Here is a 14,930-nt window from a genome sequence, read left to right on the forward strand (position 1 = left end):
CGCAATAAACAAACTCAACAAAACTAAAACTTATTTAATGGAAACGGTACTAGTTTCTCCGGGTCGGTGAGAACATCCACCCATGTGTGCTCACTATCGCTAGCCTCGTGGGCCGCCTGCGCGAAGAGCGTGGGCACGTCCTCAAAGTCAACGCCGGCACCCGCGTATTTGGGATAGACCGCCGCGATCAAGTCCTTGTGGATATAGTTCTCCAACTCCCGTTTGCTCGTGTGCCACGCCCGGCAGTTTGCTCGCTGATTTATCGCGTCGGCAAGGGCCTTGTAGTGCGGCTCGGCCGGAGGGGTGGTGTCGCGGTCCATCAGGTAGAACTCGGGGCGGTTGAAGCCTTCCAGCCTCGAGACCCAGAGGTCGAGGTTACTTCCACCGAGCGGGATGAACACAAGGTGGCCTTGGTCCTCCGCTTCGCCAAGGTCAGGAATGTCTTCCCCCGCGTCATGCAGGATCTTCGAGATGATTCGGAGGAAATTGATGTCGTTTCGCCCCTCGACGCCAAAAAACACCTTGATATTGTGGTCCGGCAGCACACCAAGCGAGGCGACGATCTCCTTGATCGTTTCTTCTTCCTTCCCATGGCGAACAATGGGCTCGCCGCTTTCACGGGTGATTAGACGCAGTGATTCTTGTGGAAAGCGGCGCGCCAGCATGGGGGTATGGGTCGTCAGGAAGACCTGGCAACCCGGTCGCTCGGCCAGATCCTCAAGAGCCTTGACGAGCATCACTTGATTGTGCGGATGCTGGCTGGTTTCCGGCTCCTCAATGGCGTAGATGAGTCCCGCGCTCTTCTCCTCGGCCTCCTTCTCGGCCTTTGCACGAAAGAAGTTCAGCAAGACAAGCCGGCGCGTCCCGCTCCCACGCTTATTGATCGGAATGTCCTCATCGCCGGTGAGGTTGACTGAAAAGAGCGTGTCCCAGTTCTTATTTGAGACCCTTGGCGTCAACTGCCGCGCTAACTCAGGGTTCATCTCCGCAATCTTCTCAACCGTCCGGTTGGCGATCTCTTGGACCTCTGCCTTCACCTTCTCCGCAATCTGGTTGAGTGTATCCTCCTGTGCCTTGATGGCTTCCTTCACGGCAGCCTTCATCGGGTCTTGCGCTTCGGCGTCCTGGTCCGTGCTGGGACGGTCGGACTTGAATACCGCGTAGACGGGCAGGTGCTTCTTGATCTGATCCCATATGGCCTTCGCCGCCTCAGCCTTGAGTTCAACGTCCACTTCCTGGCATTGCAGGTCTGTAGCATGGGCCCAAATGGCGCGGCGCAGTTCCGTGTTGACCGTCTGATTGACGTTGCTCAGGTCAACACCAAGAGAACTGGCCCGCTTCTTGAGCTTCTCGTTGGTCAGCGACAACAGGTCAGCGTAACTGTCCGCTGTTGGGTGTGCGGCGCGCGCATACACTCCTGAACACTTGGGTTTGGCGAGACCACAGTCGTAGACTTTGGTGATCTCCAAGAAACCTTGGCTATTCAGCAGGTGCTCGCTTTTAAAGTCCGTAGGGAACTGGGCATCAATCACGAGATTTGACGGCAAATCGTCGAAGACGCAAGCGATTCGGATGTTGGCATTATCCGCGTGGACGCACACGTCGTCCTTGTCCGGCGCAGCCTTCTCGTCGAAGAACAGGTTAAGGGCATCAAAGAGTGAGGACTTCCCAGAATCGTTCTTGCCGACAAAGACCACGAGGTTGTCGAGGTCGATAATGGTCTCGTCCTTGTAGCACCGGAAATTCGTGACCTTGAGTTGAATCAGCCTCATATATCGTTCTCAGTCGTTGACGCACTGCCATACGCCGACGGACGCTTCCGCACCTCCATCGGCCGAGTCATCGCATTCACATCCATCCAGTAGTGTTGGATTTTTGTTACTTCCTGCCACGGGAAACGGGCCGGATCTTTGATGGGCTCCTGCAATTCAGGTGTTCCGCAACAATTGGTGACTACATAAAGCCAATAACAGTCCCGGCGGTCTTCGGCGACGCGTCGTTCATTGGGGGTTAAAATTATGGTTCCCGTGGCTGCGCCAAGACCTTTGACCTCAATCAGACGAAGTTCACCGGAGGCAAGATCCAGACTTGTAAGATCATAGCCAAGGTTCTTTTCATGGACATCATAGACCTGCCGGCCCTGAGATTTTTCATATTCAATCACGACCTGCATCGCGACCGCCTCGGTCTGGGGGTTGGGCTGCATATGGCGAATTTCCGGGTCCTGCCGCTGGGGATGGGGCAGGATCAGGACGCTGGTCAGGCGTTCTACGGCCTGGAGGGACAAGGAACGCTGCTGCTGGAGTTCCCTGCGTCGGCAGTCACGGCGGGCCAGAAGTTCGGCGTGGCGATTTTCAGCCTGAGCCAGACGTCCCTCGGCACCGGGAATGCCTTTGCGGACTTCCTCACCGGCCTTGCCGATCTCCTCATCGGCCCGCTGAATCAGTTCGGTCAGGGATAGTTCGATGTGATCTGCGATGCGCTGAAGTTCGGACAGCCGTTCCCGCCTCGTCTCCTCCAGAAAGGCGATCAGGGCATTTTCATGAAGCCAGCCGGACGGTTCGGGCTGGGCAGCGACGGCAGGCAGTTCAGCAGGCGGCTGACCGGGAATAAAATCACCCAGCATTCCGGGTTCCCGCAGAACCGGAGCAGCCCCTTCCTTAACTTCTACTGCGAACAGTTTTTCATGAACAATATGCCCCAGTCCATCGACCACACGGGCACGATAAAAGTCCAGCCGCGACGGTGTTTCGTGCTTAAGGGAGTAAAAACAGGCCCCTTTGGAGAAAGTCTCCCTCCCGGATTCAAAGATGTGCCTGCGGATGGCTTCAAACAAGGGGTGACCCGGCGTGACCCATTCGAGATTGTTCTTTTCCGCGATTTCCCGATCCGTTGAGCATCGCGGGTATCGGCTTGCCAGCGCAGGCAGTTTCCAATCCGGCTGGCGCTCAAACCGTCGCAGAACCGAAGGCGTCTGGGCCGGTTCAAAGGCGTGTGGGAGACTGTCCACAATCTTAAGTTTGAGCGGAACATATTCGGCAGCCTCCCGAATGAATCGGGCGATGGTTTCCGGCACAACACGCCGCTCCTGAGCCCGCGCACGACGTTCGACCAACATCTCCAAGTTGAGCTTCTTGGAAGCAAGCCCTTCGAGCGCGTTTTGGCAGATCGCCCGGAATTGTCCCTCATCTACGTCCTTGAGCAACCGTTCTTCAAGGTCGGCGTCGCCCAGTTTTCCAGCGTAGTAATCGCGTAGGATACGCTCCACGTGCGCGGCGGGTAGCACCTCGCCTACGACGTTGAAGACCGCATCGTCATCAAGAGCATCGCGGATCTCCTGGAGCTTTTCGAGCAGCCGCTGGAGTACGCGGCCCTCGATGGTATTCGTCGCCACGAAGTTGAAGATGAGGCAGTCCTTGCGCTGGCCGTAACGGTGAATGCGGCCCATGCGCTGTTCGAGCCGATTGGGGTTCCAGGGGATGTCGTAGTTGAAGAGGATGTTGCAGCACTGGAGGTTGATACCTTCTCCTGCCGCTTCGGTAGCCACCAGAACCTGAATGCTGCCCTCCCGGAACTGTTGCTCTGAATACAGCCTGGTGCCGGGTTCATCGCGCGAGCCCGGTTTCATCCCGCCGTGAATGCTGCCGACCTCGAATCCCCACGATTTGAGCTTCTCCATCAGGTAGTCGAGCGTATCCTTGAACTCGGTGAAAATAAGAAGACGTTGTTTCTGATGATCAAAGAACCCTTCCTTGTGCAGTAGGTCCCGGAGTTTGGACAGTTTAGCTTCGGAATCCGACTCCTCGACAGCTCGGGCCTGCTCGGCGAGCCCGCGAAGTTCTGCAATTTCTTCGCGCACCTGCTCGGCATTCCCGGCGAGCGTGATGGCCTCCAGCATCTGCTCCAATCGCTCGCGTTCGCTCTCTTCCATCTCTTCCAGTTCTTCGGGTTCCGGAAGATCAGGCGGAGCAAACCGTGACAATTCCTGAGCTCGTTTCAACCCCTCTTCAAGCCGTCTGGCACGGTTTTCTAAGCTCTGTCGCATGGCACGGGCACTGGATGCTAAGCGGCGTTGATACAAAGCCATCAGGAATCCAACAGCCCGAGCCCGCGGATCGTCGCCCTGAGCTGCAGCTTTAGCACTCTGCAGTTTGACAAAACGTGTCACTTCCCGGTACAGATCGAATTCAGGTCCGTCGAGTTGGAAGTCTACTGTATGGGGTATTCGCTTTGTAAAAATCTTCTCAGCAGCCCATGTGCCATCCGCACGCCGTTCAGGGAAATAAACCATGGCCTCTTTCGTTCGACGCAGATAAAAGGGTGCCCTGCGGCGCTCCATAGCCTCACGGATCGACCGAACATCGGCATATGCATCATAATCGAGTAGCTGCAGAAATAGACTAAAATTGGTCGGATCTCCCTTGTGCGGAGTGGCCGTCAGGAGCAGGATGTGATCAGTTGTGTCCCTAAGCAGTTCACCTAAGGCATATCGTGCTGTCTTCTTTGATGGAGGTGACCACGACATCCTGTGGGCTTCGTCAACAATTACCAAGTCCCACCGTACCTGTTTTAGGCCCGGAAGGATCTCTGTACGTTTGGCGAGGTCGAGTGAAGTAATGATCTTTTTCTGTTCCAGCCACTGGTTGATGCCGAACTGGTCTCGGATGTCCCCGCCCTTTAGCACAACAAACTTCTCATCAAACCTCTCTTTTAACTCACGCTGCCATTGAAAAGACAGATTGGCCGGACAGACGACAAGAATCCTCTCTGCCAGCCCCCTCATCTGCAATTCACGGAGCAGGAGACCCGCCATGATGGTTTTACCGGCTCCGGCATCATCCGCCAGCAGAAAGCGTACCCGGGCCAGCTTCAGCAAATAGTCATAAACCGCCTCCAACTGGTGAGGAAGAGGATCGACGCGAGAAATCGAAAGCCCAAAGTAAGGATCGAACTCATATGCAATGCCCAGACAATATGCCTGTAGTGCGAGGCGTAACAATTCACCATTGGCTTGATAAGTCGGTGAGCAGTCGAGGATATGAAGTTGCTCCAGATCTGATGGAGTTAAGGTGACACGTCTGAACCGCTCTGTCTGGGTGCCTACGAGACCAAACGTCCATGAATTATTTCCATTTTCGGATGCAGTCTCTATACGCATAGGTTCATTGAATAAGGGACCTGTAATAATGTGGCCGGGGATAAACATGCCTGCACTCATCTCGTTCTCCTATTGGGATGATATAAGAGAACATATATCATGATATCCCGATCTCGGATATCGATAAATATGGGCAATTTCTGCATGGGAACCTCCAATCAGCGATTTAACCGCACATAATCATACCCTTTTGTCCGGAATATGCAATAAAAAATATTGACAAGATTTACTGGACATAATAGGTGTACATTTGACAAAAAGCATAAAATCTTTCTTCATGAATTTAAGATTGACCCGTATCGGGACGATATCGTATATTATTGTAGAAGAGCGGGTAAGTCCTGTAATGTGCCTTGGGTGCTCCCTTCCATCGGTTGGCTATGAGCCCAAGGAAGATCGGCATTACAGGGACCGCTTTTTTTATGCGCTACCCTGCGGCAGATATTCATCCTCATAGCAGATTCGACGGGCAAAAACATCATACCAATCCGTCTCCCGCTGCCTGTATTTGCGGGCAATTCCCCAGCAGAACAGATCAACTGCTTGAAGACACGGATCTTCCAGCGAGTTTAAGTGCTCCACCGTAAAGCCCGTGTTCAGGGGAAGCTGGCCTTCAATGTACTTCTGAATATATTGGTTAAAATCCCGAATCTCGGAACGGTTTTTACTCTTGTCTACGATTAAACGGACATTGGTCTGGACATCGGAAAGCGGAATTTGCTGGATAATCAGACGCGACAAGAAGTTGTAGAGCTTGCTTTGGCCAGTGGCGGGATGAAACTTTGGATAAACCCGTCTTTTATTCAAAATAAGGGTATACAGAGACCATGAATCCGCCCGGATCTGGCGGTAAAAATAGAGTTTGACTGGCAGGCTGGTATTTGTGCCTTTCAGTTCCTTGCAATCCTTGTCTTTTTTGCATTTGCCCCTGACTTTGTTTTTAATTGTCCGAAGAATAGCCCTTTTTATATCGTCTCTGGCCCAGCCGTCATGGCAAATCAGAAGCCTCAGAATAAATTTTGAACTGGTTCCACGCCTCGAAAAATCAAAGCCCAGATCACCGGATTCATCCAAATAAATGTACAATACGAGCTCCTAAATAATGATGGAAGACATTCTAATGCCGGAAATAAAGCATTACTATAGTGCTTTTTACAAAAAGCACAAACGGGTAAAGGATTTGAGCAGAAACGGGAATTTTTCCCCAAAATGACCTAACTTGCTATAGATTAACAAGTTAACTATATACAAAAATGCTGGATTATAAAATTCATTTCCATATATAATGAGTCCAGGAGAAAAACGAAATTCGGTGCCCCGAGACTCTTGCGATCCCAGGGCGTAAATACTGTATGCCGGCGGAGCCGGGAAAACTCTTGTTGTAAGGAGACATAACATGTCGCGTAATTTTTCATTCAAAACTTTTTTCAGGTCTGTTTCCGCAACCCTTTTACAGAAGTATTTTGAGCATCATCACCTGCTCACCGATTTTGATTGGTCGCTGGAAAGTGACCAGTTGGCCGATGCTCTAAACGCGGAAATTGAAAAACTCTCAGACAACCATGCAGCGATCATCGAACAGGATTTTGCCACGATTTCGGATTTGGCAAACGAGGAATCCATTTTAGGCTTGATGGAAATTGCACGCGCTCTTTATGACAAGCCAGACCCTATTATTGACGAGATGATTCAGCAGTCCGGTTTTCTGAATCAGGTGTTGTGGATCAGTTTAGAACAACCGGATGTATACGAGTGGGTCATTCGCATGGAGCGGATGGAAAAGATGACGTTTAAAGAAGACTGTTTGGTGGGCAGGGGTTTGCATTGTTCAACAGACGATGAAGCGGTCGAAAACCTTAAAAAACGTATCCAGAAATTTTTTAAACATCAGCGACGCGGCCGAAATTGCCAGATTGATGTCTACGTCCGGCCTAACCCAACCCGTTACTGCTTTTTTGCGTATCCTGAAGATTATCCCAAGCGGGATTTAACCTACAGGAGCAGTCGGCTCGTGTCGGATGTGCGGCGGCCGGTGCTGGAGATTGTGTTCGTTTACGAACCGGAAAATGGGAACCTGAAAGTCCACGCCAGCAGAATGCGAAAAGTGGAGGTCATGCAAGCCGCCTTCTGTCAGGCTATCTTGGGATTGCCGGGGATTCCCAGCGGGAGTACGAGGGTGTATGACCTGGCCAAGTTACTGGATCCGTCTTTTCGGTTTCCAACCGATCCGGAAGATCTGGTGGAAGAGGTGTCCCTGAAAATGCTAAAGGTCACACTCGATCAAAATTATAACCGGAAAATTACCTGTGAGGGCAATCCGCAAAATGGTGGTGCTGAATTGGTCCAGAACATGATATCAGAGGCCATTACCGCTTGTGGTGGGAAGGACAGTTTCATTAAGGTAATGTCGGCCAAAATTTCTATGAAATTCAAGGCACCGGAAGGTGGCCGCAAAAGGAGTGTTACCTTTATCCTGACTGTTCCCAGCGGCTCGACTTTGGAAGATAAGCCGCATCACCATATCGCACGTAAGTATTTGGAAAAATGGGGCCTTGTGCGAACCTTGCTGACGGAAACGGAGGAAGCGGCCTGATGGAATTGAACGAGCTGTTGGAAGGACTTTTAAATCAGATTCACGGCGGCATGGAACCGTTTCTCAGTTATGATGATGTCAGTGAGTTGCCGCCGGAGCAATTCGAAGAAATGCAGCGGATCAAAATCCTCGTCGAGACCCGTCCGGCCAGGTATTTCACCTGTCGGGAATGTCCCGACGAGGACTGCGGGATGATTTCGCTGACTATCGATAGGGACAGAAAGACCGGCAAACAGATGGGATTCTTTCTGTGTCAAAAAGAACGCGGAGCCGGGCTTAAGAAGGTTGCCCTGGAACGGCTGCGGCGGTGGGAGATTCTGCCGGATAAAATCGAAGCCTATTTGAGATCTATTGCCCCCAAAAAGGAGAACCTCCCTCCTAAATCCAAGATCACAAAAAAGGAGGCCAATATTGCCATTCGAACATTGATCCCAGAGCTCAAGAGGGAGATGGGATTAAAAACAGACAAAGACTTTGAAAAAATAACAGCGAGGATACTGGCGGACAGGATTGGTTGCAGCCTTGGCTTAGTAAGCAGTTGCTCAGCCTGGAAAGCGTTTGTAAAAACACGATGCCAAAAGCAGACAACCTCTTCAAAGACGACCCGTCTTAACAAAGCCCTTTTAGATAATCTGTCCGCTGACGACAAGACACCTGATGAAATCGCAGCTGCAAAAGAGCTGGAGCAATTAGTCGCCGAGCAAAAGGCCGACATGGACCATCAGGACAATAAAAAAAACAGGGTTTTTCCAGATCGATAGCCCCCGTTCACGGGCTGTTCATGGCTTGTTCATGAACAGCCCGTAAAAATTTATCCCCTTTTTTTATATCAAAAACAGCGTTTTTCTGCCTCGAATCGCATTGTTCACGTGAACAGATTCATCCTACAGAGAATGACACTTTTTCTTTGTAGGAGTCATGAACAATGCAGGAAGAACATTTCACGGTTGGTCAGATCAGCGACCTGTTGCAAGAGCCCCCAGCCCGGATCAGCTATATCATCAGCAAACACCGCATCAAACCGACCGAGCGGATCGGGATTATCCGCCTGTTCAATGCCCAGCAGGTCGAGCTGATCCGGCAGTACCTCTATGACATTCAAATCCGGGGAGGGTGCTGATGTCCGCCTGCCCCCAAATCACCGCCCCTGCTCAGCTGGCGGGATACCTCACACTCCCCGAAGCGGCCAAACGACTGCCCCGCACCAACGGACGGCGGATTCATTCGTCGACCCTTTGGCGGTGGTGCCGCAAGGGATGCCGCGGCATCAAGCTCGACTACACCCGCGTCGGGCGAACGATCATGGTCACTGAGGAGGGGCTGAATCGGTTTTTCAGCGAACTGGCCAAGGCGGATGAACCTTCCGGCTCCCCGAACTTCAAATCCAGCCGCCGGAGACGACGCCGGCCAAGAAGTGCCCAGCGGCAGCGTGCCATTCAGGAATCCGAGGCCATCCTGCGGAAGGCCAAAATCCTGGTTTAACCCCATTTTTTATCGAAAGGAACGAACAGATGACTCTACTAAAATCCATTCACACGGGCAAACGCCCCGCCCCTCCGCGGCTGCTGCTGTACGGAACGGAAGGGATCGGCAAAAGCTCTTTCGCCGCCCAAGCCCTCAAGCCCATCTTCATTCCCACTGAGGACGGGCTGGGGGAAATCGACTGTGCCTCGTTCCCGCTGGCCAGGCAGCTGACCGAGGTCGAGGGGTATTTGAAGGCCCTGGCTCAGGAACCGCATGACTACCAGACGGTGGTGATCGACAGCCTCGACTGGCTCGAGCAGCTGATTTGGGAGGATTTGTGTCGCCTCAACAATGCGACCACCATCGAAAAGGTCGACGGCGGCTACGGCAAGGGCTACATCGCCGCCCTGCGCTTCTGGCGGCAAATCATCGATTCTCTCGATGTCCTGCACAAACAGCGCGGCATGGCCGTCATTTTGATCGCTCATGCCAAGATCGAGCGGTTTGAGGACCCGGAATCGACGGCGTATGACCGCTACTCACCCCGGCTGCACAAGCATGCCAGCGCCCTGGTCACCGAATGGGTCGATGCTGTCTTGTTCGCCACCCGCTCGTTCCGCACGGAGACCGAGGATGCCGGCTTTGGCCGCCAGCGGACGATTGCCGTCGGTGTCGGCCAGGAGGGAGGCGAGCGGATCCTCCGCACCACCGGCGGGCCGGCCTGTGTGGCCAAGAATCGTTACAAGCTGCCCTATGAGCTTCCCCTGTCCTGGGACGCGTTTGTCAATGCACTATCCAATCAACCCTTACAGAATCAGGAGTAAAAAACAATGGCTAATCTCAATGGTTTTGATGCAAACACGGTGGAACCGGTTCATGACTTTGATCCGATTCCAGCCGGCAAGTATGTCGCGGTGATCACCGCCAGCCAGTTCAAGGAGAACAAGAACAAGACGGGCCAGTACCTCGAGCTGACCTTTCAGGTCATCGAGGGTGACTACAAAAATCGCCACCTGTGGGCCCGGCTCTGTCTGAACCACCCCAATCCGACGACCTCGAAGATCGCCCGCGGGCATCTGGCGGCCATCTGCAAGGCGGTGGGTGTCCTGACGCCGCTGGACAGTGCCGAATTACACAATCTGCCGCTGGCCATCCATGTTGCCGTCAAAAAACGTACGGACACCGGCGAGCTGACCAACGAAATCAAGGGCTTTTCCCAGCGGGAATCGGCCGCTGCTCCGGCAGGAAACGGCCGATCCTCTATGGCGCCCTGGAGGAGATAGGCCGTGAATCGCAAACGCAAAGGGACTCGTCTGGAACACAAAACCATCGCGCAGCTGGCGGCCGCCGGATACGTTTGTATCCGGTCGGCCGCTTCCCTGGGGCCGTTCGACATCGTTGCCATGAGTCCGCTGGCCATTCGATGCATCCAGATCAAGGCCAACGACTGGCCCCGGCCGGACGAACGAGAAAGCTTGCGGAGGGCCGCCATGGGGCTGCCATCCAATGCCCGGGTCGAGTGCTGGCGATGGAATGATGGCGCCCGAGAACCCATCATCAAACGACTGGATGAACTTCCCTTATGAATGGAACTACTATGCTTCAATTACGACCTTATCAGCAAGAATCTGTCAACGCCGTCTATGATTATCTCCGAGATCGGGATGGTAATCCCTGCATCGTCATCCCGACCGCTGGCGGCAAGACCCCGGTGATGGCGACCATTTGCCGGGATGCGGTCAATCTGTGGGATGGCCGCGTGTTAGTGCTGGCCCACGTTAAGGAATTGTTGGAGCAAACAGCAGGTACGCTCCGTGACATGGCCCCGGATCTGGACATCGGGGTCTATTCAGCGGGACTTAGACGCAGGGACACCGAACACCGGATTATTGTGGCCGGGATTCAATCGGTCTACAAGCGGGCATGTGATCTGGGATCTTTTGACCTGATTCTTATCGATGAATCGCACATGTTACCCCCTGATGGCGAGGGACGCTATCGATCCTTCCTGGCCGATGCCCGAATCCTCAATCCCAATATCCGCCTCATCGGACTTACAGCCACGCCATACCGAATGACGACGGGCATGATCTGCGGGCCGGACAACCTGCTCAACGAGATTTGTTATGAGATCGGTGTTCGGGAACTGATCATCCAGGGATACCTGTGCCCCTTAAAAAGCAAGGCCGGCAAGCAAAAGGCCGACACCTCCGGCCTGCACATCCGCGGTGGGGAGTTTATCGCCGCCGAAGTGGAGGACCTGATGGACCAGGATGCCCTGGTCTCCTCGGCCTGCCGTGAAATCCTCGAGCAGACGGCCGATCGCAACAGCGTCCTGATCTTTGCCGCCAGCGTCCATCATGCCCGGCATATCCAACAAGTGCTCCAGCAGCGGACCCAACAGGAAGTGGGCCTGGTGACCGGAAATACACCGGCATCCGAACGGGCGGAACTGCTGGCCCGATTTAAGGGGCAACCCGTCCAGGCCGACATCTTCGGCCATCACAAACCGCCCCTCAAATACCTGGTCAACGTCAACGTCCTGACCACGGGATTTGATGCCCCGAATATCGATTGCGTGGTCTTGCTGCGTCCGACCAATTCTCCCGGACTCTATTACCAGATGGTCGGCCGTTCTTTCCGCCTCCATCCTTCCAAGCAGGACGCCCTGATCCTGGATTTTGGCGGCAATATTCTCCGGCACGGGCCGGTGGATGATCTGCAGATCCAGGAACGCCCCGGCGGCAATGGTCAGGCCCCAGCCAAGGAATGTCCCCAGTGCCATTCGGTCATCCATGCCGCCTATGCGACCTGTCCGAACTGCGGATATGAATTCCCGCCTCCGGAGCGGAAAAAACACGATTTTAGGGCCACCACCGCAAGCATTCTCTCCGGCCAGATGGAGGATACGGAGTACGAGGTGTTGAGCACACAGTATTCCCGCCATATCAAACGCAAGGCCGGGCCGGATGATCCTCCTACTCTGCGCGTGGAATACAAACTGGGCCTGGGGCACTGGCAGTCGGAGTGGATCTGCCTGGAGCATTCCGGCTATGCCCGGGCCAAGGCCGAGGCGTGGTGGCGTGCCCGCAGCGATGAACCGGTGCCGGACACGGTCGAGCAGGCCCTCGCCTTAGCAGAGGCAGGCGCCCTGGCGGAAACCAAACAGATCACCGTTCGCCGTATCTCCGGCCAAAAGTATGACCGCATCGTTGCCTATCAATTCGGGCCCAAGCCGCCCTTACTGGACGGCAGCCAGGAAAGAGACGATGGAACCCTGCCGGAATATTCCTGGGCAGGAGACGACATTCCTATTTGAGGATTTTTATGAACCAGCACGCCATCCAGTATCTTCATGCCGGCCTGTCCGTCTTGCCTGCCCATGTGCAGCTGAAGTTTGCAGCACTATCCCAATGGAAGCCGTACCAGTACCGCCTGCCGACCGAGGCCGAGGTGCAGGGATGGTTTGGCAATGGCCAGACTGGAATATGTATCGTGGCCGGTGCGGTTTCCGGCAACCTGGAGATGCTCGACTTTGACCTGCAGGCGGAGCTGTTTGAAGCCTGGCGGCAGCGGGTCCAGGAAGCGGCTCCAGACCTCCTGCCCCGGCTGGTTATCGAGACCTCCCAATCCGGCGGCCGCCATGTCCTCTATCGCTGCGATTCAGAGATCGGCGGCAATCTGAAACTGGCGCAGCGGAAACTGTGCTTGCCCAGTAGCGATGAGGTGGTCATCGGCCGCAAGGCCTACAAGCCGCGTCAGGACAAAGAAGGCCGCTGGCATGTGATCCTGACCCTCATCGAGACCCGGGGAGAAGGCGGCCTGTTCCTGTGTGCGCCCACGCCGGGCTATACCCTCCTGCAGGGCGATCTGACAAACCTGCCTGTCCTCACGGCTCAACAGCGGGAGTTTCTGCTGGAGGCCGCCTGGTCGCTGAACGAGTATATGCCTGAGCCAATTGATCTCCCCGCCTCCCCTGCCACAGCCTTGCGTCCCGGGGACGATTACAACGCCCGCGGCGATGTCCGTGCCCTGCTCCAGTCCCATGGCTGGACCTGTGTCAAGGGCGGCCAGAATGAATACTGGCGCAGGCCGGGCAAAACCGCCGGCTGGTCGGCCACTTTCAAAAACGGCATCTTCTATGTCTGGAGCACCAATGCCTATCCGTTCGAATCGCAAAAACCCTATTCGCCGTTTTCTGTCTATACCCTCCTGGAACATGGCGGAGACTTCAGCAGAGCGGCGGCGGAACTGTCCAAACAGGGATTTGGACAAAAACCAGATGCCTGCCCTGCCGATGTAGATTTGTCGGGCATCTTGACATCCCCCGAAAAGCCGCTGCTGGAAGATCCCGGGCCGATTCCGGAGGCCCTCTTTTCCGTACCGGGCTTTATTGAACGGCTCATGAAGTTCTGCCTCGATACCGCTCCCTATCCCAACAAGGCCCTGGCCTTCTGCGGAGCCCTGGCCCTGCAATCCTTCCTGGCCGGCCGCAAAATCAAGGAACCCGGCGGACTCCGGACCAACATCTACCTGCTGGCCCTGGCCAGTACAGGGACGGGCAAGGACTGGCCGCGGAAGATCAACGCCAACATCCTCCACCTCATCAATGCCTCCAGCTGCCTGGGCAATCGATTTGCCAGCGGCGAAGGCATCCAGGACGTCATGGGGGCCAATCTGAATATGCTGTTCCAGACCGATGAGATTGACACCATGCTGCGATGCATCAATACCTCCCGCGAAAGCCGCTACGAGAGCATCCAGGATACCCTCTTAACGTTCTATACCTCCAGTGACAGCGCCTTTCCCATGCGGACCAAGGCGGGGATGAAAGAGTGCGTCTCGATCCGCAATCCTCACCTGACCATCTTCGGTACGGCTACCCCCAAAAATTACTACCAGGCCCTCAGCGAGCGGATGATGACCAGCGGCTTTTTCAGCCGGATGCTGATCGTCGATGTCGGGGAACGGCCCTTGTGTGAGCAGGCGGGTGATATTGACAAGATCCCGTCCGAAATTCTGGATACGGCTGAATTCTGGCAGGAAAAAACCCGGCCCTCTGCCAAACACAATCTGTCCTGGGAAAATCCCAATCCCCCGGTGGCCCCCTATCAAGGGAAGGCAGGGAAACTGTTGTTCGAGTTCCAGCGGCAGTCAGACCTGAACCACCGGGCAGCAGAGGCCCAGGATGAAGTCGCCAAGGCCGTCTGGTCACGGGCCGCCGAGAACGCTCGCAAACTGGCCCTGCTGTATGCCTGCAGCGAAACCCCCCAGAAGCCATTGATTAGTGAGCAGGCGGCCCAGTGGGCCATTGCCTTTGTCCATCACCAAGTCCGCCGTCAATTGTTTATGGCCGGCATCTATGCCGCAGAAAACAGTTTCCATGCCGATTGCCTGAAGCTCAAAGAAAAACTCCGCAACGAGCCGGGCAAGCAGCTTCTACATAGCGTGCTCCTGAAGCGCATGAAAACTGATAAAGATTCGTTCAGGAAGATCATCGAAACCCTAATTGAACAGGGAGATATCCTGGTCAAGGAAAGCACATCTGCAACATTTAAGGGGACTGTATATGTCTTGTGTGAGTAAAAAACCCTTCCCCAAACGTTTCACCTCAAAAGGGGTGAAACGTTCCATTTTCGTGGGCAGCGATAAATACCCAGGTATAATACTCCCCGAAAACTGAGCGCATAATTAAGGTGGATTTGTCGCCTGAGA

Annotated in this window: 12 protein-coding genes; 9 read left to right on the forward strand and 3 right to left on the reverse strand. The window is 54.4% G+C overall.

The window, feature by feature from the left end; all coding sequences use genetic code 11:
• Window positions 1-23 precede the first annotated feature (23 nt).
• The 3 genes from WHS88_12155 to WHS88_12165 all read right to left on the reverse strand — a co-directional run bounded on the left by WHS88_12155 (window position 24) and on the right by WHS88_12165 (window position 6,244).
• Window positions 24-1,772 (reverse strand): ATP-binding protein, encoded by a 1,749-nt coding sequence (locus WHS88_12155; protein MEJ5260930.1) that lies wholly within the window; start codon window positions 1,770-1,772, stop codon window positions 24-26.
• On the reverse strand, window positions 1,769-5,218 hold the full coding sequence (locus WHS88_12160) for a helicase-related protein (GenBank protein ID MEJ5260931.1): 3,450 nt from the start codon (window positions 5,216-5,218) through the stop codon (window positions 1,769-1,771). The genes WHS88_12155 and WHS88_12160 overlap by 4 nt, the downstream gene beginning before the upstream one ends.
• Before the next feature lie 360 nt (window positions 5,219-5,578).
• Complete coding sequence (locus tag WHS88_12165; protein MEJ5260932.1) at window positions 5,579-6,244, reverse strand: DUF3800 domain-containing protein; 666 nt, start codon at window positions 6,242-6,244, stop codon at window positions 5,579-5,581.
• A 310-nt stretch (window positions 6,245-6,554) separates the two neighbouring features.
• Here WHS88_12165 and WHS88_12170 point away from each other — a divergent pair, with 310 nt between their 5' ends.
• The 9 genes from WHS88_12170 (at window position 6,555) to WHS88_12210 (ending at window position 14,801) form a co-directional block, all read left to right on the forward strand.
• On the forward strand, window positions 6,555-7,751 hold the full coding sequence (locus tag WHS88_12170; GenBank protein ID MEJ5260933.1) for a hypothetical protein: 1,197 nt from the start codon (window positions 6,555-6,557) through the stop codon (window positions 7,749-7,751).
• Window positions 7,751-8,512 carry a hypothetical protein gene (locus tag WHS88_12175; protein ID MEJ5260934.1) on the forward strand — a complete coding sequence of 254 codons (762 nt, stop codon included), beginning with the start codon at window positions 7,751-7,753 and terminating at the stop codon, window positions 8,510-8,512. Before WHS88_12170 ends, WHS88_12175 begins: the two co-directional genes overlap by 1 nt.
• Window positions 8,513-8,676: 164 nt before the next feature.
• Window positions 8,677-8,871, forward strand: coding sequence for a hypothetical protein (locus WHS88_12180; protein ID MEJ5260935.1), 195 nt, complete (start codon window positions 8,677-8,679; stop codon window positions 8,869-8,871).
• Window positions 8,871-9,233 carry a helix-turn-helix domain-containing protein gene (locus tag WHS88_12185; protein MEJ5260936.1) on the forward strand — a complete coding sequence of 121 codons (363 nt, stop codon included), beginning with the start codon at window positions 8,871-8,873 and terminating at the stop codon, window positions 9,231-9,233. Before WHS88_12180 ends, WHS88_12185 begins: the two co-directional genes overlap by 1 nt.
• Window positions 9,234-9,262: 29 nt before the next feature.
• On the forward strand, window positions 9,263-10,039 hold the full coding sequence (locus WHS88_12190) for an ATP-binding protein (protein ID MEJ5260937.1): 777 nt from the start codon (window positions 9,263-9,265) through the stop codon (window positions 10,037-10,039).
• A gap of 6 nt (window positions 10,040-10,045) precedes the next feature.
• Window positions 10,046-10,498: a DUF669 domain-containing protein gene (locus WHS88_12195; protein MEJ5260938.1), complete on the forward strand. Its 453-nt coding sequence runs from the start codon at window positions 10,046-10,048 to the stop codon at window positions 10,496-10,498.
• Window positions 10,499-10,501: 3 nt separating this feature from the next.
• Complete coding sequence (locus tag WHS88_12200; GenBank protein ID MEJ5260939.1) at window positions 10,502-10,801, forward strand: hypothetical protein; 300 nt, start codon at window positions 10,502-10,504, stop codon at window positions 10,799-10,801.
• 11 nt (window positions 10,802-10,812) lie between these two features.
• Entirely contained in the window at window positions 10,813-12,534 is a 1,722-nt protein-coding gene (locus WHS88_12205; protein ID MEJ5260940.1) for a DEAD/DEAH box helicase family protein, read from the forward strand.
• A gap of 8 nt (window positions 12,535-12,542) precedes the next feature.
• Entirely contained in the window at window positions 12,543-14,801 is a 2,259-nt protein-coding gene (locus WHS88_12210) for a DUF3987 domain-containing protein (GenBank protein ID MEJ5260941.1), read from the forward strand.
• The last annotated feature ends 129 nt before the right edge of the window (window positions 14,802-14,930 follow it).

It is taken from the genome of Anaerohalosphaeraceae bacterium, assembly GCA_037479115.1.
Lineage (GTDB): Bacteria > Planctomycetota > Phycisphaerae > Sedimentisphaerales > Anaerohalosphaeraceae > JAHDQI01.